The organism is Sulfitobacter sp. (assembly GCF_041552635.1).
GTDB lineage: Bacteria > Pseudomonadota > Alphaproteobacteria > Rhodobacterales > Rhodobacteraceae > Sulfitobacter.
This window is the reverse complement of sequence record NZ_JBFEKM010000026.1, coordinates 1-22,540: the sequence shown is the minus strand read 5'-3', so window position 1 is coordinate 22,540 and position 22,540 is coordinate 1. Positions and strand designations below refer to the sequence as shown.

20 protein-coding genes are annotated in these 22,540 nt (G+C 58.6%); 9 read left to right on the top strand and 11 right to left on the bottom strand.

The window, feature by feature from the left end:
- Positions 1 to 16: 16 nt before the first annotated feature.
- The 3 genes from ABYT07_RS04895 to ABYT07_RS04885 form a co-directional block, all read right to left on the bottom strand.
- Positions 17 to 1,912 carry a propionyl-CoA synthetase gene (locus ABYT07_RS04895; RefSeq protein WP_372989857.1) on the bottom strand — a complete coding sequence of 632 codons (1,896 nt, stop codon included), beginning with the start codon at positions 1,910 to 1,912 and terminating at the stop codon, positions 17 to 19.
- Positions 1,913 to 2,129: 217 nt separating this feature from the next.
- Positions 2,130 to 2,381, bottom strand: a complete 252-nt coding sequence (locus ABYT07_RS04890) for a hypothetical protein (protein ID WP_372989856.1) — start codon at positions 2,379 to 2,381, stop codon at positions 2,130 to 2,132.
- Between the two features lie 7 nt (positions 2,382 to 2,388).
- Positions 2,389 to 4,662, bottom strand: a complete 2,274-nt coding sequence (locus ABYT07_RS04885; RefSeq protein ID WP_372989855.1) for an NADP-dependent malic enzyme — start codon at positions 4,660 to 4,662, stop codon at positions 2,389 to 2,391.
- A gap of 261 nt (positions 4,663 to 4,923) precedes the next feature.
- On the opposite strand from ABYT07_RS04885, the gene ABYT07_RS04880 reads away from it, so the two are divergent.
- The 5 genes from ABYT07_RS04880 to ABYT07_RS04860 all read left to right on the top strand — a co-directional run bounded on the left by ABYT07_RS04880 (position 4,924) and on the right by ABYT07_RS04860 (position 9,999).
- Complete coding sequence (locus tag ABYT07_RS04880; RefSeq protein ID WP_372989854.1) at positions 4,924 to 5,319, top strand: cytidine deaminase; 396 nt, start codon at positions 4,924 to 4,926, stop codon at positions 5,317 to 5,319.
- Positions 5,320 to 5,322: 3 nt separating this feature from the next.
- Entirely contained in the window at positions 5,323 to 6,627 is a 1,305-nt protein-coding gene (locus ABYT07_RS04875) for a thymidine phosphorylase (RefSeq protein ID WP_372989868.1), read from the top strand.
- Positions 6,627 to 7,820, top strand: a complete 1,194-nt coding sequence (locus tag ABYT07_RS04870; protein ID WP_372989853.1) for a phosphopentomutase — start codon at positions 6,627 to 6,629, stop codon at positions 7,818 to 7,820. Before ABYT07_RS04875 ends, ABYT07_RS04870 begins: the two co-directional genes overlap by 1 nt.
- Positions 7,821 to 7,967: 147 nt before the next feature.
- Positions 7,968 to 8,600: a uracil phosphoribosyltransferase gene (upp, locus tag ABYT07_RS04865; protein ID WP_372989852.1), complete on the top strand. Its 633-nt coding sequence runs from the start codon at positions 7,968 to 7,970 to the stop codon at positions 8,598 to 8,600.
- Positions 8,601 to 8,691: 91 nt separating this feature from the next.
- Positions 8,692 to 9,999 carry an SPOR domain-containing protein gene (locus ABYT07_RS04860; protein ID WP_372989851.1) on the top strand — a complete coding sequence of 436 codons (1,308 nt, stop codon included), beginning with the start codon at positions 8,692 to 8,694 and terminating at the stop codon, positions 9,997 to 9,999.
- Between the two features lie 8 nt (positions 10,000 to 10,007).
- Here ABYT07_RS04860 and ABYT07_RS04855 read toward each other — a convergent pair whose 3' ends face one another.
- Both ABYT07_RS04855 and ABYT07_RS04850 read right to left on the bottom strand, forming a co-directional pair.
- Positions 10,008 to 10,727 (bottom strand): SGNH/GDSL hydrolase family protein, encoded by a 720-nt coding sequence (locus ABYT07_RS04855; RefSeq protein WP_372989850.1) that lies wholly within the window; start codon positions 10,725 to 10,727, stop codon positions 10,008 to 10,010.
- 9 nt (positions 10,728 to 10,736) lie between these two features.
- Complete coding sequence (locus ABYT07_RS04850) at positions 10,737 to 11,750, bottom strand: hypothetical protein (RefSeq protein WP_372989849.1); 1,014 nt, start codon at positions 11,748 to 11,750, stop codon at positions 10,737 to 10,739.
- Between the two features lie 109 nt (positions 11,751 to 11,859).
- On the opposite strand from ABYT07_RS04850, the gene ABYT07_RS04845 reads away from it, so the two are divergent.
- Positions 11,860 to 12,330 carry an N-acetyltransferase family protein gene (locus tag ABYT07_RS04845; protein WP_372989848.1) on the top strand — a complete coding sequence of 157 codons (471 nt, stop codon included), beginning with the start codon at positions 11,860 to 11,862 and terminating at the stop codon, positions 12,328 to 12,330.
- Between the two features lie 76 nt (positions 12,331 to 12,406).
- Here the strand turns inward: ABYT07_RS04845 and ribB are convergent, their stop codons facing one another.
- Both ribB and ABYT07_RS04835 read right to left on the bottom strand, forming a co-directional pair.
- Positions 12,407 to 13,552: a 3,4-dihydroxy-2-butanone-4-phosphate synthase gene (ribB, locus tag ABYT07_RS04840; RefSeq protein ID WP_372989847.1), complete on the bottom strand. Its 1,146-nt coding sequence runs from the start codon at positions 13,550 to 13,552 to the stop codon at positions 12,407 to 12,409.
- Between the two features lie 179 nt (positions 13,553 to 13,731).
- Entirely contained in the window at positions 13,732 to 15,354 is a 1,623-nt protein-coding gene (locus ABYT07_RS04835) for an AMP-binding protein (RefSeq protein WP_372989846.1), read from the bottom strand.
- Between the two features lie 107 nt (positions 15,355 to 15,461).
- Here ABYT07_RS04835 and ABYT07_RS04830 point away from each other — a divergent pair, with 107 nt between their 5' ends.
- From ABYT07_RS04830 to ABYT07_RS04820, 3 genes are all read left to right on the top strand, one after another.
- On the top strand, positions 15,462 to 16,385 hold the full coding sequence (locus ABYT07_RS04830; protein ID WP_372989866.1) for a DMT family transporter: 924 nt from the start codon (positions 15,462 to 15,464) through the stop codon (positions 16,383 to 16,385).
- 10 nt (positions 16,386 to 16,395) lie between these two features.
- Entirely contained in the window at positions 16,396 to 17,052 is a 657-nt protein-coding gene (locus ABYT07_RS04825; RefSeq protein ID WP_372989845.1) for a sulfotransferase family 2 domain-containing protein, read from the top strand.
- Positions 17,053 to 17,289: 237 nt separating this feature from the next.
- Positions 17,290 to 17,931, top strand: coding sequence for a Hint domain-containing protein (locus ABYT07_RS04820; RefSeq protein WP_372989844.1), 642 nt, complete (start codon positions 17,290 to 17,292; stop codon positions 17,929 to 17,931).
- A gap of 228 nt (positions 17,932 to 18,159) precedes the next feature.
- Here the strand turns inward: ABYT07_RS04820 and ABYT07_RS04815 are convergent, their stop codons facing one another.
- The 4 genes from ABYT07_RS04815 to ABYT07_RS04800 form a co-directional block, all read right to left on the bottom strand.
- Positions 18,160 to 20,361, bottom strand: a complete 2,202-nt coding sequence (locus tag ABYT07_RS04815; RefSeq protein WP_372989843.1) for a 3-hydroxyacyl-CoA dehydrogenase NAD-binding domain-containing protein — start codon at positions 20,359 to 20,361, stop codon at positions 18,160 to 18,162.
- A 25-nt stretch (positions 20,362 to 20,386) separates the two neighbouring features.
- Positions 20,387 to 20,686: an acetyl-CoA acetyltransferase gene (locus ABYT07_RS04810; protein WP_372989842.1), complete on the bottom strand. Its 300-nt coding sequence runs from the start codon at positions 20,684 to 20,686 to the stop codon at positions 20,387 to 20,389.
- Positions 20,686 to 21,897 (bottom strand): acetyl-CoA C-acetyltransferase, encoded by a 1,212-nt coding sequence (locus ABYT07_RS04805; protein WP_372989841.1) that lies wholly within the window; start codon positions 21,895 to 21,897, stop codon positions 20,686 to 20,688. The genes ABYT07_RS04810 and ABYT07_RS04805 overlap by 1 nt, the downstream gene beginning before the upstream one ends.
- 18 nt (positions 21,898 to 21,915) lie before the next feature.
- Positions 21,916 to 22,540 (bottom strand): glutathione S-transferase family protein (locus ABYT07_RS04800; protein ID WP_372989840.1); only part of this gene is annotated, 625 nt, incomplete at its 5' end.

Sequence of the window (22,540 nt, the reverse complement as noted above, 5' to 3'; positions counted from 1 at the left end):
ACCAGACGTCTTTTGGTTACTCTTCCTTTGCATATCCGATCGTTTGTAGTGCGGATTTCAATTCGTCCAGAATGGCCGGATCGTCGATCGTGGCGGGCAGTTTGAACGGTTCCCCATCCGCAAGCTTGACCATCGTAGCGCGCAGAATTTTGCCCGACCGTGTCTTGGGCAGGCGGTCCACCACCAGCGTCATTTTATAGGCCGCAACGGGGCCGATCTGATCCCGCACCATCTGCACGCATTCGGCGGTGATCTCTGTGTGGGGGCGGTTGACGCCTTTGGACAGACAGACAAAGCCCATGGGGGCTTGGCCTTTCAGCGCATCGCTGACCCCGATGACGGCACATTCGGCAACGTCGGGGTGTGCGGCAAGAACTTCCTCCATCGCGCCTGTAGACAGGCGGTGACCGGCTACGTTGATCACGTCATCGGTGCGCGCCATGATATAAAGATAACCATCTTCGTCGATCATGCCCGCATCGCCCGTCTCGTAATAGCCGGGATAGGTGGTCAGATAGCTTTTGCGAAAACGGTCTTCGGCATTCCATAGCGTGGGCAGCGTGCCGGGGGGCAGTGGCAGTTTAATGGCGATAGATCCCAACGTGCCTGCGGGTTGCGCGTGGCCTGCTTCGTCCAAGATTTGCACATCATAGCCGGGCATGGGGACCGTTGGCGATCCGACTTTGACCGGCAACGCCTCTAGGCCCGCGGGGTTTCCCGCGATGGTAAAGCCGGTTTCGGTCTGCCACCAATGGTCATAGACGGGCACGCCCAGCTTTTCCTGCGCCCAGACAACGGTGTCTGGATCGGCGCGTTCACCGGCCAGATACAAAGCCCGCAAGCACGAGATATCGTATTTGCCGATTTCCTCGCCCTTGGGGTCTTCGCGTTTGACGGCGCGGATGGCGGTGGGCGCGGTAAAGAAGCTGCGCACGTTATGTTCTTGGATCACACGCCAGAAAGTACCCGCATCTGGGGTGCCGACGGGCTTGCCCTCGAATACAATCGTGGTGTTGCCGTGGATCAATGGGCCATAACAGATATAGCTGTGGCCCACGACCCAACCCACATCGGACGCGGCCCAGAATACATCGCCGGGATCGACGTGATAGATGTTTTTCATCGTCCAGTTCAACGCCACCAGATGGCCAGCCGTGTGCCGCACTACGCCCTTGGGCGCGCCAGTGGTGCCGGATGTATAAAGAATATACGCCGGATGGTTACCGTCGACCGGGACGCATTCGGCAGGGGTGACACCGTTTTGCGCATCGTGCCAATCCAGATCGCGCCCTTCGATCAGATCGCAGGGGGACTGGTCGCGCTGCAGGATCAGACAGAAATCGGGCTTGTGATCGGCCATCTCGATCGCGCCGTCCAGCAAGGGTTTGTATTTCACAATGCGGTTGGGTTCCAATCCGCAGGACGCAGCGATGATCGCCTTGGGGGTGCAATCATTGATCCGCACGGCCAGTTCATTGGCGGCAAATCCACCAAATACGACCGAATGGACTGCGCCGATGCGTGCGCAGGCAAGCATGGCCTCAAGGGCTTCGGGGACCATGGGCATGTAGATGATGACGCGGTCGCCCTTGCCGATGCCATTGGCGCGCAACACGCCCGCAACTGCGGCGACGCGGGTCTGTAGTTCGGCAAAGGTGATCTTGGTCTGGGTGCCTGTAATGGGGCTGTCGTGGATAATCGCAACCTGATCGGCGCGGCCATTTTCAACGTGGCGGTCGACGGCGTTGTAACAACCGTTCACCTTGGCATCGGCAAACCATTCATAAAGCCCATTGCCCTTTTCAAACAATGCTTGGGTGGGGGCTTCGACCCAGTCGATGGCGTTAGCCTGATCCAGCCAATAAGCTTCAGGATTGTCCTGCCAGCTTTTGTAAACCTCTTGGTATCCCATGTGCGGCTCCCTCCCGTGATCGCGTTTATCCGTTGGTAGGCTACAGATGCGGGGCAGGGCAAGGTTATTGGGCTGTGTCTTAAATGATCCGGAAAGAAAATTTACTGCCGGTGGCGACAAACAGTCCGAGAAATTTACAAATCGGAACAGATATTAATGTCGAATATATGCAGAGCTGTCGAATCTGGATCAGCGATAGCTTTGGGACAAGCTAGTATCACAAACACAGGCCATGCCGATACCGGCCTGCCAACAGTCCAAAAGGTTTCATGCCATGGGTGACAAGATCGCCAACAAAAAGAAAAAGGCTAAGGCCGATGCACGGCCCGCCAAAAAACCGGTCAGCGTTGCGGCGGATATCAAGCCGGTTTTCGCGCCCAAAGGGGGTAAATCCGCCCGATAGGCCACGACAGGTAAATCCGGTTTTGACGCAAACGCCGCCCCCATCAACGGGGGCGGCATTTGTCATTTCAGACTTAGCCGTATTCGGCCACAGGGGTGCCTGCGATGGCCCCGACGTTCAGCAAACCCCGCGCGGTAATGGACGGCGATACGATATGCGCGCGGTTGCCCATGCCCATCAGGATCGGCCCGACCTCAAGGCCGCCACCCTTTATTTTCAGGATGTTACGGACGCCCGACGCAGCATCGGCATGGGCGAAAACCAGCACGTTTGCAGCCCCCTCCATCCGGTTTGAGGGCAGCAGACGGTTGCGCAATTCCGCATCCAGGGCGGTGTCGATGTTCATCTCGCCCTCATAGCAAAAGTCGTGATTGCCCGCATCCAGCAGGCGCATGGCGGCGCGCAGACGTTTGCCGCTGCCTTCCCCCTGATTGCCGAACTGGCTTTGCGAACAAAGTGCAATTTTGGGTTCTATCCCGAAGCGCCGCACATGGCGGGCTGCCCCGATAGCGATTTCGGCGATCTGTTCTGGGGTCGGGTGCAAATGCACCTGCGTGTCTGCGATAAACAGCGGCCCGTCTTCAAGAATCATTAGCGACAGCGCACCATGCGGGCGCTTGCCATCGCGGCCCAAGACCTGTTCGATATAGTTCATGTGCCAGCGGAATTCACCGAAAGTCCCGCATATCAGGCTGTCCGCTTCTTCGCGGTGCACCATGACGGCCCCGATGGCGGTGGTGTTGGTGCGCATGATCGCGCGGGCAATGTCGGGCGACACACCACGACGGGCCATAAGGTTGTGATATGTTTCCCAATAATCGCGATACCGCGGATCGTTTTCGGGGTTTACCAGATCGACAGTTTCGCCAAGTTTGATGGTCAATCCAGCCTTTTCGATGCGCCGCTCGATCACCTCGGGGCGGCCGATCAGGATCGGGCGTTCGCTGGTTTCTTCGACCATGGCCTGTGCGGCGCGTAGCACGCGCTCGTCCTCTCCCTCGGCAAAGACGATGCGGCGGGGGGCGGCGCGTGCGGCCTCGAAGACAGGGCGCATCAGCATGGAGGATTTGAAAACGGAGCTATCAAGTTTATGGCGATAGGCGGCCAGATCGTCGATCGGGCGCGTGGCCACACCGGTTTCCATCGCGGCCTTAGCCACGGCTGATGAAACGACGCCAATCAGGCGCGGATCAAAGGGTTTTGGGATCAGATAATCTGCGCCAAAGGTCAGTTGTTCGCCCTGATAGGCTGCGGCGGCTTCGGCGGATGTTGTGGCACGCGCAAGGGCGGCAATGCCGTCGATACAGGCGATCTTCATCTCGTCATTGATGGTGGTCGCACCGACATCAAGTGCGCCACGGAAGATGAATGGGAAACACAATACGTTGTTGACCTGGTTGGGAAAATCCGACCGGCCTGTTGCGATGATGGCATCCGGTGCCACCGCGCGGGCAAGGTCTGGCATGATTTCGGGGGTCGGGTTGGCCAATGCAAAAATGATCGGACGGGGGGCCATTTTCTGCACCAGTTCGGGGCTTAGAACGCCGGGGCCAGACAGGCCAAGGAACAGGTCGGCGTCATTGATCACGTCATCAAGATTGCGCAGATCAGACGCTTGGGCATATTCGGATTTGATCGGGTTCATGTCGATCTCGCGGCCCTCGTAGACAAGGCCATGAATATCGCACAGCCAGACATTCTCGCGTTTGACGCCAAGTTTCAGCAGCATGTTCAGGCAGGCAATGCCCGCAGCACCGCCACCGGTCGAGACGATCTTGATGTCCTCGAATTTCTTTTTGGCCACGAACAGCGCGTTTTTCACCGCAGCCCCCACCACGATTGCAGTGCCGTGCTGGTCGTCATGAAAGACCGGAATGTTCATCCGTTCGCGGCAGATGCGTTCGACCGTAAAGCAATCGGGTGCCTTGATGTCTTCCAGATTGATCGCGCCAAAGGTGGGTTCGAGGGCGCAAACCAGATCAGCCAGCTTTTCTGGATCATTTTCGTTCAGCTCGATGTCAAAGCAGTCGATATTGGCGAATTTCTTGAACAGGACGGCCTTGCCCTCCATCACCGGTTTGGAGGCCAGCGCACCAATATTACCCAGCCCCAGCACGGCTGTGCCATTGGTGACGACACCGACCAGATTGGCACGGGTGGTGTATAGGGCGGCAGTGGACGGATCCGCCTTGATCTCGAGACAGGCCTCGGCGACGCCGGGGGAATAGGCGCGGGCCAGATCGCGGCCGTTGGCCAGTGGTTTGGTGGCCCGTATCTCGAGCTTGCCGGGTTTCGGGAATGCGTGGTAATCGAGCGCGGCTTGGCGCAGGTTCGGCGCTTCGGTCATAGGAGGCATTCCTTTGTAAGATTGGCCTGTTCTAGGGTGGCCTTTTTAGAATGGTTTAGTGCTAAACTAAATTTTCTGCCGCGCCAATATGGCATTTGACCGGATTGTTTGTTCGAAGCGGGGTATGGGGGCCAGCCCCCATCGCGGCATGCTGCGATTCCCCCGGAGTTTATCTGGCAAAATGAAGGGCGCAGGTTTTTATTCTTTTGCCATCGCAACTTTGTTCAAAGGTTTTTATAGTTTTTTTTAATTGGGGGATTTATGAGCGACGATTTACGACAAAAGGCCAGTGATGTTTGGGGCAATGCCTATGCCCCCTATTCGAATTTCAAGGTTGGCGCAGCGCTGAGGGCGCGGTCGGGCGCGATATATGTCGGGTGCAATGTTGAAAATGTGGCATATCCCGAAGGCACCTGTGCCGAGGCGGGGGCGATTGCCGCGATGGTGGCCGCGGGCGAGACCGAGATTGTCGAGGCGTATGTGATTGCGGGCAGTCCTATGCCGGTGACACCTTGTGGTGGGTGTCGGCAAAAGCTGGCCGAATTTGGCAAGGCCGATGTCAAGGTCACGATGGCCACGGTGTCTGGTGTAGAAGACGTGATGCAGCTGTCCGAGCTTTTGCCGGGGGCGTTCGGACGCGGCCATATGGAAGGGTAGATGATGAACGCCCGCACCATCCTAGCCAAGCTGCGCCACAAGCAGTCCCCAAATCGTGATGAATTGGTCTGGTTCGCCCAAGCCTTGGCCGATGGTACAGTCAGTGACGCGCAGGCCGGGGCATTTGCCATGGGTGTGTGTCATGTGGGGCTCAGTGACGTTGCCCGGGTCGCGTTGACCATGGCGATGCGCGACAGCGGGCGGGTTCTGAAATGGGATCTGAACGGGCCGGTTCTGGATAAACATTCGACGGGCGGTGTCGGCGATTGTGTTAGTCTGGTTTTGGCCCCTGCCTTGGCCGCTTGCGGTGCATATGTGCCGATGATTTCGGGCCGCGGGTTGGGCCATACAGGCGGCACGCTAGATAAAATCGAGGCCATTCCCGGTGTTAGTACGCAGTTGGACGAGGCGCAGTTTCGCCGTGTTGTTGGCAAGGTGGGATGTGCAATCGTAGGGGCAACGGCGGATGTGGCCCCGGCGGACAAGCGGCTTTATGCGGTGCGTGATGTGTCTTCAACAGTGGATAGTATGGACCTGATCACAGCGTCGATCCTGTCCAAGAAACTTGCGGCGGGTTTGCAGGGGCTGGTGCTGGATGTCAAAGTCGGCAGCGGTGCCTTTATGAAGGATTTGCCCCAAGCGCAGGCGCTGGCCAATGCGCTGACCAAAACCGCGAATGCCAGCGGATGTCGCACCACGGCGGTGATCAGCGATATGAGCCAGCCGCTTGTGCCAAGCCTTGGCAACGCGCTTGAGGTGGCAGAGGTGATGCGGGTGCTGACCGGCCAGACCAAGGGGCCAATCGTGTCGGTTTGTGCCGCTTTGGGCGGCGTTTTGCTGGCCAATGCCGGCTTGACCCATGGCGTGCAGGCCGGTGCCGATCTGATTGTCCGCGCGATCCGCGAGGGTCACGCCGCAGAGCGGTTTGGCATGATGATTGCTGCCATGGGGGGGCCGGTCAGGTTTGTGGAAGATTATAACCGGTTCTTGCCGGAGGCGACGATCATTGGCGAAGTGTCCTCGGAGGCAGCGGGATATGTGACGGCGATCGACGGCGAGGCCCTTGGGATGGCGGTCGTCGACCTTGGGGGCGGGCGCGTGGTTGAAAGCGACCAGATCAACAGCGCCGTTGGCCTGTCGGACGTGGTGCGTCTGGGGGCAAAGGTCGCCAAGGGCGCGCCGTTGGCGGTTATTCACGCTGTGCGCGCGAATGATGCAGAGCGGGCGGCCCAGACGGTTCGGCAGGCGATCAAGATTTCTGACAAACCGGTTAAGACCCCTGAGTTGATCATAGAGCGGGTGGGCTGATGGCACGGGCGTTTTTGGTGGTCATGGATTCTGTTGGCATTGGTGGTGCCGCTGATGCGGATACATTCTTTAACGGAGAGGTTCCCGACACAGGGTCCAATACGGTTGGGCATATCGCGCAGGCCTGCGCACAGGGTCTCGCAGAAGACGGTCGCTCAGGGCCATTGAACGTCCCGAATTTGGTCGCTTTGGGGCTGGGGGCGGCAGTCGAGCAGTCAAGCGGGTTGCGGATTGAAGGATTGGACGGCCCTGTGACGGGCACCTGGGGGGCCGCGTCAGAGCTGTCGCGCGGCAAGGATACGCCATCGGGTCATTGGGAATTGGCCGGACTTCCCGTGCCGTGGGACTGGCATTATTTTCCCGACGTGACCAATTCGTTTCCGCCTGAACTGGTCGCGCAGCTAGCGGCGTTTGCAGGGACAGACGGCATCTTGGGTAATTGCCATGCCCCCGGCACTGCCATCATCGAGGCTCTTGGTGCCCAGCATATCAAGACGGGCTTTCCGATATGTTATACTTCTGCGGATAGTGTGCTGCAAATCGCGGCCCATGAGGAGCATTTCGGATTGGACCGGTTGCTGGATCTCTGCGCGCGGATGGCCCCGATTGCCCATGAGATGAAGGTGGGGCGGGTGATCGCGCGGCCCTTCGTCGGGGATGAAGTGGCAGGGTTTATCCGCACCCCGAACCGACGCGATTTTGCGATTGCGCCGCCTGCACCGGTGCTGAGCAATTGGGTCCAGGATTCGGGCGGTCATGTGTATGCGGTGGGGAAAATCGGCGATATTTTTTCGATGTCCGGATTTGACGAGCTGCGCAAAGGCCCTGACAGCAAACTGATGGATGATCTTGGTGATCTGGTTGAGACCGCCAAAGACGGCAGTCTGACATTTGCGAATTTCGTTGAGTTCGACAGTTTATACGGACACCGGCGTGATGTGTCCGGCTATGCGCGCGCGCTGGAGTGGTTTGACGTTGAAATCGGCAAGCTGGTTGGCAAGTTGCGTGCGGGCGATATTATGGTTCTGACAGCGGATCATGGGAATGATCCGACGTGGGTCGGGACCGATCACACCCGCGAACAGGTGCCTGTTTTGGTGGCCGGTCTCGGGGCGGGCAAATTGGGCGCAATCGGATTTCGGGATGTGGCCACTTTGGTTGCCGGGCATTTGGGCGTCGCCGTTCCGGGGTAAGGTCGTGCCGGGGGCCGGCCCCCATCGCGGCAGGCCGCGATTCCCCCGGAGTTTATTTGGCAAAATGAAGACGGGATCCGGAGCGGAGGTTGCGGGCATGGCCATTTCGGGGCAAACCGTTGGGCAAGCAAAATGGAGAGTGCGCTTATGTCCGACTATCTGACCGTTGTGGATCACCCGCTGGTACAGCACAAACTGACCATTATGCGCGACAAGGATACGCCGACGGCGGTGTTCCGGCAGTTGCTGCGCGAGATCAGCCAGCTTTTGGCCTATGAGGTGACGCGCGGTTTGCCGATGACCACCAAGCGCATTGAGACGCCAATGCAGCCGATGGATGCCCCGACCTTGGATGGCAAGAAGCTTGCGTTGATTTCGATCCTGCGGGCGGGCAACGGGTTGCTGGACGGGGTTCTGGAACTGATCCCCTCGGCACGGGTCGGGTTTGTCGGGCTGTACCGCGATGAAAAGACCCTGCAGCCGGTAAAGTATTATTTCAAAGTACCAGAAGGTCTGGATGACCGGTTGGTCATTGCCGTGGACCCGATGTTGGCAACCGGAAATTCGTCAGTTGCGGCGATCGATATGCTGAAAGAAGCCGGGGCGACCAATATCCGGTTCTTGTGCTTGCTGGCGGCCCCTGAGGGTATCAAACGCATGCAGGAGGCGCATCCCGACGTGCCAATTGTAACGGCTGCCGTGGATGAGAAGCTGAACGAAGCAGGCTACATCGTGCCAGGATTGGGCGACGCGGGCGATCGGATGTTTGGGACGAAATAATGGCCGAAAAATGGCAGGATTGTGTCAGGGGTGCTTTACTCTGATACAGTGATGGCGCATTGTTTCCATACTATATCGTGTGGGGACGCAGATGAAATTTACTAGAATAGTTGCAGTCGCGGTCATCATGGGGTCGCTTGGGATCGGTGCTTTGCAGGCGCAAGCCTTTGACCGGCAGCCGTCAGAGTTTCCACCCCTATCCTATAAGGGCAAGCAATACGTCGACAGCAAAGGCTGTGTGTTCATCCGCGCAGGCATTGATGGCAACGTCACATGGATCCCTCGCGTTTCTCGCAAACGCGAGGGGGTCTGTGGTTTCAAGCCCACGAATGTCGGCACGGCAGTGACGACTGCCCCAAGTGCGGCAGCCGCTGCGCCTGTTCAGATCACGCTTAATTCTGCACCTACCCAAGCTGTCCCCGTCGCCAAGGTCGCCCCCCGTCCTGTCCCCAAAAAGCGCACAGCGCCCGTTGTTATGCGTCAGACCGCCCCGAAACCGGTGCGTCAGGCGGCCCCTGTTGTTGTGGCTGCACCCAAGGTTGTCGTGGCCCCGTCTGCGCCGGTGCAAGCGGCGGGCGTTTGTGCCGGTCGCTCTGCCTTGAGCCAGCGTTATTCAGGGTCGCCCAGTGCCAAACTGGCTGTCCGCTGCGGGCCGCAGGCGGCAAAGATCTTGCCATCCGGGGTATCCGCAGTGCGCGGCACCGGGGTGCGGGCGAGCACAGCAGGCCAAGCGGCTTCGGGCGTCGGACCACACACGCGGATCTTGCCTAAGCACGTGGCGCAGGCGAACGTGCATAACAATGGCAATGTGTCGGTTCCGAAGGGATATAAAACGGTCTGGACGGATGACCGTCTGAACGCAAAGCGCGCGGAACAGACATTGGCGGGCCGTGAGCAGATGTTGCTGATCTGGACAAACACAGTGCCGCGCCGGTTGATCAACCCTGCAGATGGCGCGGACATGACTGCGCAAGTGCCGCTGGTTTACCCCTATACCTCGATCCAGCAGCAACAGCGCGAGCTGGGGCAGGTGACTTTTGCAACACGCGACGGTCAGCTGGTGAAAAAGATCGTGCGCAACGCCAATGCGGCCCCGATAGCGCGCAAGCCTGTCTATTCGACGCGTTCTGCGCCCAAGGCGGCTGTTGCAGCGCCTGCCGCCAAGGCCCAAGCGACCGGCAGCACCTATGTTCAAATCGGTGTGTTCGCCGACAGCAGCAATGCGCAAAAGACGGCGCAGCGGATCGCAAAGATGGGGATGGGCGCACGGATCGGGAAATCGACCCGCAGCGGCAAGACCTATCTGTCGGTACAAGCCGGCCCCTTTGACGCGGCACGCGCGCCAAAGGCGCTGGGCAAGCTGCGCGGCGTCGGTTTCAAGGATGCCTATATCCGCTAGTGTTTTCGTTAAGTTTCAAGGTCCAATGGCCAGTCGGAGAGTATCCGGCTGGCCATTTCTTTGGCCCAGAGGGTGTATATTTCTGGGCCGGGGTGAAAGCCGTCTTGCGCCATTTGCGACGGGACAAGCGGACTGTTGAAAGGGATATGGCTGAGGCGGGCCGACATTTCAGTCAAGCGCGCCAGACCGGCGTCAAACCGTCGGGCTTGGGTCCCTAACGACCAGCGCAGCGGCTGCGGCAGTATCGGAAAATCGCCCAATGGGGGCACGCCCGAGACATAGACCCTGCGCGGTGCAAACAGCGTGTTGATCCGCGCGAACATGCGGTTTTGCTGGCGCAGCCACAGCGGGTACGGCACGGCATGGGTCACATCGTTGACGCCAAGGGCCGTCACGACGATGTCGATGGGGGCAGGGCGATGTGTCTCAAGCCACTGCAAGGCGGTGCGGGTGGTGGCACCGGTTTTGGCGACAAGCTGCCAGTCCAGCGTGAAATGATTGGCTAGAAGCACTGCCAATTGCCCGGCAAGCGCATCGTTTTGGTGATCGACACCAACCCCTGCTGCGGATGAATCGCCCAGGATCAGCAGTGACAGTTTCGGGCCAGACCCAAGACGACCTGTCCGGGGGCCAGCGGCTTCGGGCAGGCGCACCGCGTTTGCGCGCACCGACAGGCCTTGCGCCAGCAACAGCGGCGACAGGGCAAGGCGCGTGGCAAAATTCAGCATGACCTTGGGCTAGCCGCCACAGATATTCTGGACGCGCAACCAATCCGCATCCGAGATCAGCGGCGCGGTATCCTTGCCTGCCATCGGATCGCCTTCGATCAAGTCCAGCGTGGTTTCCCCTGTGATATCAAGCGCCTGCGCATAGGGGGTGCTGTGCAGGTTCTCAGCCGCGAACCGCGCGATCAACGGGGCAAGTGCTGCCCTTTGATTGCCAAGGCTCATGATATGTTCCGCATAGCTTTCAAGCGCCTCGTCCGAGACTTCGCCCGTGGTGATCAAGCGGAAATTCTCGCGCAGGCTGATGACGGCCAGCATCTCGCGCAGCGGGTCGCTGTTGGTGCGCTGCACCAGCTCGGACAGGATATAGCCGCCCGCAACGTCAGGGGATTCATAGTCTTCAAACAAGGTCTTGTTCAACACGATGATGCCGCCGGGCAGGTGCAGGCTGGCGCGGGTCATCGCAGGCAAGACCACCAGCGGCCCTGCGGACAGGCGCGTGCCAAGTTTGGCAAGCGCCACGGTGCCGCGCGGATTGGTACAGGTAAGACCCGATACCCGTTCGATCTGCCGCAGCAGGGCCGCGCCGATTGATACACGTTTGACCACGGGTACAACACGCAAGGTGTGATCCTGCAAGGCACCGGGCAGCCAGAACACGGCCAGCGCTACCACCAGCAACATGGATGTCATGACCCCTACCAGACGCAGGCGGCCGGGTTTGGGGCGGCCACGTTCAACCACGCGGCGCAGGGTTTCGATGGCGTCGATCATTTCCGCTTCGGCGTCCGAGATCTCGAGCGTTTCGGAGGGATCGCCGTCGGGGTGGAAAATTGCAGGGCGGGTTCCGGGATTGGCACGGTCCACAGCGGCCAAAGACCAATGGGTCAGCGCCTGATCCTTGAGGTCGGAAATCACGAGGGTCGCATCGCCAATGGACACGATGACTTCGCGGCGCTGAACGTCTGGGCCAGCACGCCACAGGGCCGTCGCTTCGAGGCGCGCGTATTTCTTGAGGGCCGTCATAAGGTGTGATGTACTGCCAAATTGTTTTGCCTACTTTACCATCTGTTAGCCCTTGAGCAATGGGTTGGATTGCGACAGCATCGCCCAAGCCGACGAGGGAGCCTTTTGCATGAAGATCACGCCCGCACAGCCCGCTGACGCCGCCATGATTGCCACGCTCTGGCACGAGGGCTGGCATCAGGCCCATGCCGCGATTGTGCCTGCCGCCCTGACCGCCCTGCGCACGCCCGAAGAATTCGCCACCCGCACCAGCGCGCATCTGGACCAGACCCATGTTGCATGGATCGACGGGCAGATCGTCGGGTTCTTTATGCTGGATCGCGACGAGGTCTATCAGTTCTACGTCAGCACTGCGTTTCAAGGTGCGGGCACTGCAACCCAACTGATGCACGAGGCCGAGACGGCGTTGGGCGAGGGGCCGAAATGGTTGGCCTGTTCCGTGGGCAACGACCGCGCTGCTCGGTTCTACGAGAAAACCGGCTGGGTGCGCGCGGGCGTCATTCCCTACGAGGTCGAGACCGCAGAAGGCCCGCTTGTGGTCAAAGTCTGGCGCTATGAAAAAAATGTGGTGCTGGCGTAGGCCCCAATGCTACGCGGCTTCAGACCGCAACGCATCTTATCGACGCTGCGGTCTGTGCCCCACAAATCCGGCCTTTTCAGGCTGGCGTGTTGATTGGGCGGGTGCCGACAATGTTAAGATCGTAGTCATCCAGCCCGACGTAGCGCGTGCGCGGATGATCTGTCAGCAAAACCAGTTCGTGGATCCCCATCGACGATAGAATCTGCGCGCCCAAACCGGTCTGTTTGATGGTGCGGGTACCTGTGTCTTCGCCCCGGATCAATTTGACATGGGGATCGCGGAACAGACACACAGCGCCACGACCCTCTTCGGCGATGATTTCCATTGCACGGTTCAATTCGCCTGACGTTCCGTTGCTGATGCCTAAAACATCGCTGAGCAAGGTCAACGAATGGGTGCGCACCAGAACCGGTTCGGGCGTTGTGATGTCGCCTTTGGTCAGCACCACATGTTCGATGCCTTCAGCCTGATCGGTAAAGACGCGCATCATCCATTCGCCACCAAAAGCCGAGGTTACGGTCTGGGACATGGTTTCGCGCACCAGATTATCGTGGCGGCGGCGATAGGCGATCAGATCCGAGATCGCGCCGATTTTCAGACCGTGCTTTTTGCCAAACTCGATCAGTTCGGGCAGATGTGCCATATGGCCGTCGTCTTGCATAATTTCGCAGATCACACCGGATGGCCCAAATCCGGCAAGCCGCGACACATCAACCGACGCTTCGGTGTGGCCTGCACGCACCAGAACGCCCCCGTCGCGGGCGCGCAGCGGAAACACATGCCCCGGTGACGCAAGGTCCTGGGGGCCTTTGTTGGGGTTAATCGCATCCGCTACGGTCTTGGCGCGGTCATAGGCGGAAATGCCTGTGGTGATGCCTTCGCGCGCCTCGATCGACACAGTAAAGGCCGTTTCATGGCGCATCGAATTGGCACGGGCCATCTGGGGCAGGTCAAGCGCCGCGATCCGGTCAGAGGTCAGCGTCAGGCAGATCAGGCCGCGCCCGTAGGTGGCCATGAAATTCACCGCTTCGGGCGTGCATTTTTCAGCCGGAATATAAAGATCACCTTCGTTTTCGCGGTCTTCATGATCGACCAGAATGACCATACGGCCATTACGGGCCTCTTCGATGATGTCTTCGATCGGCGAAATAGCATGACGCAGACTGTTCTCTACTGCGCCTGGCACATCATGGGTGCCGGATTTATCTACAGGTTTAATCATCTGCCTCTTTCCTTTGGCTGCGTTTGCCGCAGCGTCGGACCCGCGCGGTTCAATAAAGCGTTTCACCCTTACGAAAGTTTCGCAGGACTTTCCATGCGATATAAGCGCATGTTGGTTTGTGGCAACCTGCGCCTTGGCGGGGTAAAAACCGCTTCGGCACACCGGTTTATGTCGCCTTCCTAAAGGGTTGCCGCCAATTTACGCAGTTCGAACTTCTGGATTTTCCCGGTCGAGGTCTTTGGCAACTCCTGAAACACTACTTTCTTGGGGGCCTTGAACCCGGCCAATGTCTCGCGGGTGAAGGCGATCATTGCGGCCTCATTGCCTGTCAGCCCCGGCTTCAGTTCCACAAAGGCACAAGGGACCTCGCCCCATTTCTCATCCGGTTTGGCGACGACGGCAGCAAGGTTTACATCCGGATGGCCCATCAACACGCCTTCAACCTCGACCGACGAGATGTTTTCGCCGCCCGAGATGATGATGTCTTTGGCGCGGTCGGCGATCTGCATATAGCCGTCGGGATGCTGGATCGCCAAATCGCCCGAATGGAAATAGCCACCCTCGAATGCTTCTGCTGTGGCCTTTGGGTTCTTGAAATAGCCTTTCATCACCGAATTGCCGCGGATCATGATCTCGCCTTGGGTTGCGCCGTCCATCGGGACCTGCATCATGTCGGCGTCCAGAACGGTGATGTCTTCCATCATCGGCATGGCCACACCCTGGCGCGCCTTGATTGCGGCGCGGTCAGCCCCTTGCAAGCTGTCCCAGTCGCTGGTCCACAGGCATTCCGTGACATGGCCATAGGTTTCGGTGAGCCCGTAGACCTGTGTGACGTTGAACCCTAGTGCCTCGATTTTTGACAGGGTCGCGGGGGCCGGTGGGGCCCCTGCGGTAAAGACTTCGACCTGATGGTCAAAGCTGCGGCGTTCGGTTTCCGAGGCATTTACCATCATGTTCAACACAATCGGTGCCCCGCCAAAATGGGTCACCCCTTCGTCTGCAATCGCGTTGTAGATTGCGGCGGCGGTGATATCGCGACAACACACCAACGTCCCGCCAAGCAGTGGCATCATCCATGTGTGGTTCCAGCCGTTGCAGTGAAACAGCGGTACGATTTGCATGAATACGGGACGCAGCACCATGCGCCAGCTGATCACTGTCCCCATCGTCATCAGATAGGCCCCGCGGTGGTGATAAACCACGCCTTTGGGACGCCCCGTTGTGCCCGAGGTATAGTTCAGCGCAAGGCTTTCCCATTCGTCCTGTGGCATGATCCAGGCAAAGTCAGGGTCGCCTGTGGCCAGCAGGTCGTCATATACCATATGCCGCCCTGTCGCAGGAAAACCGGCGTCGGGGTCAGGGACTTCGATGATCCGGGGCGGTGTGGCCAATGCGGCGCAAGCGGCCTCGACCATGTCAAGGAACTGGGTATCGGCCAGCACGACCTTCGCTTCGCCGTGGTCCAGAATATAGGCGACCGTATCGACATCAAGGCGTGTGTTGATGGTGTTCAGCACCGCACCGCAGGCGGGCACGCCGAAATGCGCCTCGGCCTGTGCGGGGATGTTTGGCAATACCGTCGCGACAACCTCGCCCGGGGCGACACCCATCGCGTTTAGGGCGGCGGCCAGCCTGCTGCACCGCGCGTGGTACTGCGCATAACTGATCCGATGCGCGCCATAGGACACGGCCAAAACGTCGGGGAATACTTTGGCGGCACGTTGCAGATGCGACAGGGGGCTAAGCGGCACATGGTTTGCGCGGCATTTCTCAAGCCCTTCTTCGTTTGACATCCATCCCATAGCGTTTCCTTTTTCGTTAAGAATCTTTTTTAGCTAGAGTATTGCCCTGCGTTGTTGAAGTTGAAAGGAATAAACAAACCAATGCCAAGGAACATCCAGTGACACAGATGGCGGAACGACCCGGAATGGCCGCGCTTTGTGTGTTGGCGGGGATGGCATGTCTGGGGCTGACCGATAATTTCGTCCCGTTTCTGACGGATCGCGGATCACTGTGGCAGTTTCACATGGTGCGCGGGATCATGGCGCTGGCGTTGATGGCCGCGATTGTGGCGATAGGTTTCGGCCGCCTGACGCCCCGCCGCATTGGCGCTGTGCTGGGGCGCAGTGTGTTTACGTCGGGTGCGATGCTGATTTATTTCGGTTGCCTTGCAGTGCTGCCCATCGGGGTGGTCGTCGCGGGGTTGTTCACGTCACCGCTGTTTGTGCTGCTGATTGGCGTGGTTTTTCAGGGCAAAAGGGTCGGCGTGACGCGGATTGCTGCCGTCGTGACGGGGTTTATCGGCGCGCTGTTGGTGATCCGGCCTGATCCTGCCGCCCTTGATTTGGTGGCGTTTTTGCCAATTATGGCGGCGGTGCTTTATGCGATCGGGGCTGTGGCCACCCGCGCTTGGTGCGAGGGGGAAAGTACGATGACCCTGACGGCGGGGTTTTTTGCGATGCTGACGCTGTTCGGAGCAATTGGCCTCTTGATACTGCCTGCCGGTGGGCCGCTGGGCCCCGAGGGCTTTGTTCTGCGTGGCTGGGTGCCGCTTGACGGCGGGCTGATCTTTTGGACAGCGATACAAGCAATTGGATCGCTGGTGGGAATCGCGCTGATATTTCGCGGGTATCAGTTGGGTGATGCGGGGCAGGTCGCGGTGTTTGAATATTCGCTGCTGGTTTTCGCCAGCTTTTGGGCGTGGGTGTTGTGGGGGCAAATGATCACGGGTACCGCGCTGGTCGGGATGGCCCTGATCGCGGGGGCGGGGATGATCATCGCCCTGCGCTCGGACGCGCCGTTGCCGTTGCGCGGCCCAAGAATACCAGAGTGAGGGGGCGGAAATGATCATAAGCAAGGGGCGCGACTATATCTTTGTCCATATCCCCAAAACCGGCGGCACGTCGCTGGCGCTGGCGCTGGAAGACCGCGCAATGAAAGATGACATGATGCTGGGTGACACGCCAAAAGCGCGGAACCGTCGCAAGCGCCTGAAGGATGTGCCGTCCGCCGGGCGACTATGGAAACATTCGACCTTGGCAGACATCGAAGGGCTAGTGACCCGCGACGAGATCGCCAAGATGTTCACCTTTGCGTTGGTGCGCAATCCGTGGGACCGCATCGTCAGCTACTACCACTGGCTGCGCAGCCAAAGTTTCGATCATCCGGTTGTGGCCCTTGCCGGACAGACTGACTTTGCCGGTTTTTTGGAAACGCCGTCTGTGCAAAGAAGCCTGCAGCAGTCGCCATATGCCTCTTATATGCGCGATGGCGCAGGGCTGGATCAAAGCAACCTGTTCATCCGGCTAGAGCATTTCGCACAGGATGCCGTGCCCTTGTTTGACCATTTAGGGTTCGAGTTGAAGTTGCCGCACGAAAATGTCTCTGACCGGGCGCGCGACTATCGACCTTTCTATACGCCAACGCTGCGCAAACTGGTCGATGTGGCCTGCGCCGACGACATCGCGCGCTTTGGCTATCGCTTCGATTCTGCATCTTAATTTTCGCACAGTCATTAACCAGAGGTAGCGAAACTGTAGCGGGTTTTGCTTCAATCCACGCGCGTTCGCCGTGATTGCCCCGAGATCTTTGATCAATGCCCCAAAGATACCGTTTTTTTGGCAATCTTGGGCCACTCGAATCGCGCCTTATTAACCAAGTAGTTGAGGTGCTGTTGTGAACAGTGGTGGCCATGGGGATGGAACATAGTGTTTGGTTGGACATTTAAGACGAAGAAAATGAATTATCGGACGACTGAATTATCAGGCGCTTTCGATGGCGGCCTCGAGGTCGCATCGCACGGGTTGATGTCCGGCACGCGGGTTGCATCCATGATGGGCTGGCGCGGCGTTGAATCGCTGGCAAAGGGCGACATGGTTCTGACCTTCGACAACGGCATGAAAGAAATCACGGACATCCGCAGGGTCACCATCTGCCTTGATGCAGCCCAGACACAGCCAGCCTTGTGGCCGGTCATTGTGCCTGCCGATGCTTTGGGCAACAAAGAACAGTTGACCTTGCTGCCGGATCAAGGTGTGATGCTGGAATGCGAAGCGGCAAGCGATCTTTACGGCGACCCGTTTGCCGTTGTCGTGGTTCAAGCGTTGGAAAACGTGAATGGTATCCACCGCGCCCCACCGAAATCCCGAATTGAACTGATCTCGATCTCGTTCAAGGAAGATCAGGTGATCTATGCCGAAGGCGGTGCGCTGATCTTGTGCCCCTCGACCACCACGACGCTGGACCGCATGATTGAGGGCAACGTTTCGCAATACGAAGTTTTGGGGGCGAAGGAGGCGGAGCAGTTGGTGGAATGCTTCGAGCTTGAAAGCCAAAGCGCGGCGGAAACCGGCTATCCTATGATGGCATCTGCTGGCTGAACAGCTGGCTTTGCGCGCCAAAGCGCTAATTACTAATCCCCACCCTTGACCGGGTCCTGATGCCACGCCGCCTTCTTGGGGTCTGTGGTCATCAAGCGGTGGCCGTATGACCACCCCGTCGCCCCTAATCGACCGTGCCGGAGCAGCGCGATATATATTCGATGCGGGATGGTCAAACGGCCAGCAGTCTCCCGCTGGCCGTAAGATGTTCTTTAGCGATGCAGCGGCTTACGCGGCTTTGGCATCCGGTCCAAACCGACCATAGAACGTCTGCCCCTTGTCCGCCATTTCACGCAGCAGATCAGGACATTTGAACCGGTCGCCAAACTGCTCGGTCAACTGGTCACAGCGTTCGGCCGCATAGGGTGCACCTAGGATATCAAGCCAGCTGAACGGACCACCGGACCAAGGCGCAAAACCCCAGCCCAGAATCGCGCCCACGTCACCTTCGCGGATGTCTTCCAACACGCCTTCTTCCAGTGCGCGCACGGCTTCAAGCACCTGAACGAACATCAGACGGTCCTGCACATCGCGCAGATCGGGTTGTTCATCGGCCAGTGGGAACTTGTCGTGCATGCCTTTCCAATAGCCTTGGCGCTTGCCCTTTTCGTCATAGTCAAAGAAACCAGCGTTGGCTTTGCGACCCAGACGGCCCAGATCTTCCATCCAGAAAATCAGATCATCCGCTTGACTTGCAGGATAGGCGTTGCCCATTGCGGCCTTGGTCGCGCGAGCAATCTTGGCCCCCAGATCAATGGATGTTTCGTCGGTCAATTGTACGGGACCCACAGGGAAACCCAGCAATTGTGCTGCGTGATCAACCAGTTGTGGTGCAACGCCTTCGGTGATCATCCGCGCGCCTTCATTGGCATAAGGGATGATGCAGCGGTTGGCATAGAAGAACCGCGCGTCATTGACCACGATGGGTGTCTTGCGGATTTGGCGCACGTAATCCAGCGATTTGGCCACGGCACGATCACCGGTTTCCTTGCCTTTGATGATCTCGACCAGCAGCATCTTTTCGACGGGCGAAAAGAAGTGAATGCCGATGAATTGATCTGGACGTGAAGACGCCTTGGCCAATTCGGTGATCGGCAAGGTCGAGGTGTTGGAGGCAAAGATGCAATCGTCGGGGATAACGGCTTCGACCTTCTTGGTCATCTCGGCTTTCACCTTAGGGTCCTCAAAGACCGCCTCGATGATTAGATCGCAGCCTTTCAACGCGTCCAGATCGGTGGTCGCGGTGATCAGGTTCAACGCGGCCTGCTTCTTCTCTTCAGTGGACTTGCGGCGCGCGATGCCCTTGTCAAAGAAGCTGGCAGAATAGGCTTTGCCCTTGTCCGCGGCTTCTTGGGTCTGGTCGATCAGCACAACTTCGATACCGGCCTGAACCGACACCAGCGTGATGCCCGCACCCATCATGCCCGCGCCCAATACGCCCAGCTTTTTGACGCGCTGGTCGGGCACACCTTCGGGGCGCACAGCGCCTTTTTCCAAGGCTTCCTTGTTCAGGAACAGCGACCGGATCATCGCCGAGGACGACGGGTTCATCAGGATGTTGGTGAACCAGCGCGCCTCGATTTTCAGCGCTGTATCGAAAGGCACAAGGGCCCCTTCATAGACGGCGCTCAACAGCGCTTTGGCCGCAGGGAACGCGCCTTGGGTCTTGCCGTTGACCATCGCGTTGGCCCCGACAAAGGTCATGAAACCCGCAGGGTGATAGGGCGCGCCGCCGGGCATTTTATATCCCTTGGCATCCCACGGTTTCAGGATATCGGCATCTTTGGCATTCAAAACCCATTCTTTCGCGGCGGCGACCGGATCGGCAACAACCTCGTCGATCAGGCCCGCAGATTTCGCGGCAGCAGGGGCAACCATCTTGCCCTCAAGCAGGAACGGCGAAGCCCCCATCGCGCCCAGCTTGCGCGTCAGACGGGTTGTGCCGCCCGCGCCGGGGAAGATGCCAACCAGAATTTCGGGCAGACCGATGCGTGCCTTGGGGTTGTCCGCGACGAAAATGCGGTGCGTGGCCAGTGGCAGTTCCAGACCAATTCCAGCAGCAGTGCCGGGCAGGGCCGACGCAATCGGCTTGCCGCCCTTGTTGGTCTTGGCGTCCATGCCAGCGCGTTCAATCTTGCGAAGCAGGGCGTGCATTTGCATCGTGCCCTCGAACAGCCCCTTGGCTGGATCATCGCCGGCGTCTTCTTTCATCTTGGCAAGCAGGTTTAGGTCCATGCCGCCTGCGAACGATCCGTCCTTGCCGGATGTGATAACAGCACCCTTGATGCTGTCATCGGACAAAACAGTGTCGATGATGGCGTCCAATTCGGACAACCCTTCAATGGACATGACGTTCATGGATTTACCGGGGACGTCCCAGGTGATGATGGCGACGCCGTCAGCGTCTGTCTTCATTGTAAAATCGGTCATTTCTTTCTCCCTAATCTGGAGTGTGTTACGAGCGCTGAGGCGTGTAATCAGCAAATTTCTCAAGCAGCGATCTGATCAATTCGATCGTGGCTTTCGGGCCATCCTGGCAATCTTCGTCGCTCAGCAGGATGCGCTTTGAGTTGTTGAAACTCTCGCGATCAAAACTGTCGCTTGGATCATTGCGGTGCTTAAAGAACAGCGGCGGGGCATCTTGGTACAAGCGTACATACGCACCGCCCCGCTCGACTTTGACCTTGAGATCCTTGAGGCCCTTCTTGGGGGCCAGTTCGGCGATGGCAAGAAAGGGATGTGGTTGATCGGTCATTATACACGCTCGATTATTGTGGCGGCACCCATGCCGGATGCGATGCACAGCGTGGCCATGCCGACTTCCTTATCGGACCGCTCAAGCTCGTCCAGCAGCGTGCCGATGATCATGGCACCGGTCGCACCCAAGGGGTGACCCATCGCGATGGACCCGCCGTTGACGTTGACCTTACTGTCGTCCACATCAAACGCCTGCATGAAACGCATGACCACGGCGGCAAAGGCTTCGTTGACTTCGAACAGGTCGATGTCGCCGATCTTCATGCCGTTGTCGGCCAAAATCTTTTCGGTCACGGGCACGGGGCCGGTCAGCATGATCGTCGGATCGGTGCCGATCTTGGCGGTCGCACGGATGCGGGCACGAGGTTTGAGGCCGTATTTTTCGCCGAATTCCTTGTTGCCGATCAGCACAGCCGCGGCACCGTCAACGATACCGGAGGAGTTGCCTGCGTGGTGGATGTGGTTGATTTTCTCAAGATGTGGGTACTTCATCAGCGCGATCTTGTCGAAACCGGGCATGACCTCGCCCATCTGCTGGAACGCAGGGTTCAACGCACCAAGCGACTGCATGTCGGTTTGGGGGCGCATGTATTCGTCATGGCTGAGGATCGACAAACCGTTCTGATCCTTGATGTCGATGACGGATTTGGCAAAGCGGCCTTCGTCCCATGCCATTTTCGCGCGCTGCTGGGATTTGACGGCCAACTGGTCGGCTTCTTCGCGGGTAAAGCCATATTCGGTGGCGATAATGTCCGCTGAAATACCCTGCGGCACAAAATATTTTTCCATCGCCAACGTCGGATCGACCGCAATTGCGGCACCGTCACTGCCCATTGCAACGCGGCCCATCATTTCAACGCCACCTGCGATATAGGCCATGCCCGCGCCACCTTTGACCTGGTTTGCGGCCAGGTTCACAGCTTCCATGCCAGAGGCGCAGAAACGGTTGATCGCAAGGCCCGGGATGCGTTCATCCAGATCAGACGCCAACACGGCAGAGCGCGCAAGGCAGCCGCCCTGTTCCATGACTTGCGTCACGTTGCCCCAGATTACGTCCTCGACGGCGTGGCCTTCGAGGTTGTTGCGTTCTTTGAGTGCATTCAGCGTCAGCGCGGAAAGGCGCAAGGATGTCAGTTCGTGCAGCGCGCCGTCTTTGCGGCCCTTGCCGCGCGGGGTGCGCAATGCGTCATAGATATATGCTTCGGTCATGTGGTGTCTCCCTTAAATTCAGGCGCGGTCAGCGGGGCTGCCGGGCATCAGGTCATACGGGGCTTTCCAGCCCGGTGTGTCGCTTAGACGCGTCAACCACGCGTCGATATGGGGCCAATCCTTGCGGTTGAAACCAAAAGGTTCGGGGTAATAAAGATAGCCGCAGCAGCTAAGATCGGCGTTGGTGATCCCGTCGCCCACGATCCAGTCGCGGCCACTCAGGTGATCGTTCAGCACGGCATAAGCCGCCGAAAGACGCCCTTGCATGAAGCCGATAACTTCTTGCGGGCGTTTATCTTCGGGCAGGAAATTCATCAAAAACCGGGTCATCCCCGCATTCGAGCTGAGCTTGTGATTGTCCCAAAGCACCCAACGCAAAACCTCGCGGCGCTCGGTTGCATCCTTGCCGCCAAACTTGCCAGATTTTTCCGAGACATAGTCTTGGATCACGCCGGACTGGGTCAGGCGAAGGTCACCATCAATCATAACAGGCGCTTCGCCCATGGCGTTCACGTCGGCTCGATATTCAGCTGAGCGGGTCTGTCCGCCGAAAAAGTCGACCTTGACCGGCTCCCACTCAAGACCTGAAAGTTGCAAGGCAAGTGCTGCCTTATAGGCGTTCCCGCTTTCGCCGAAGCAATAT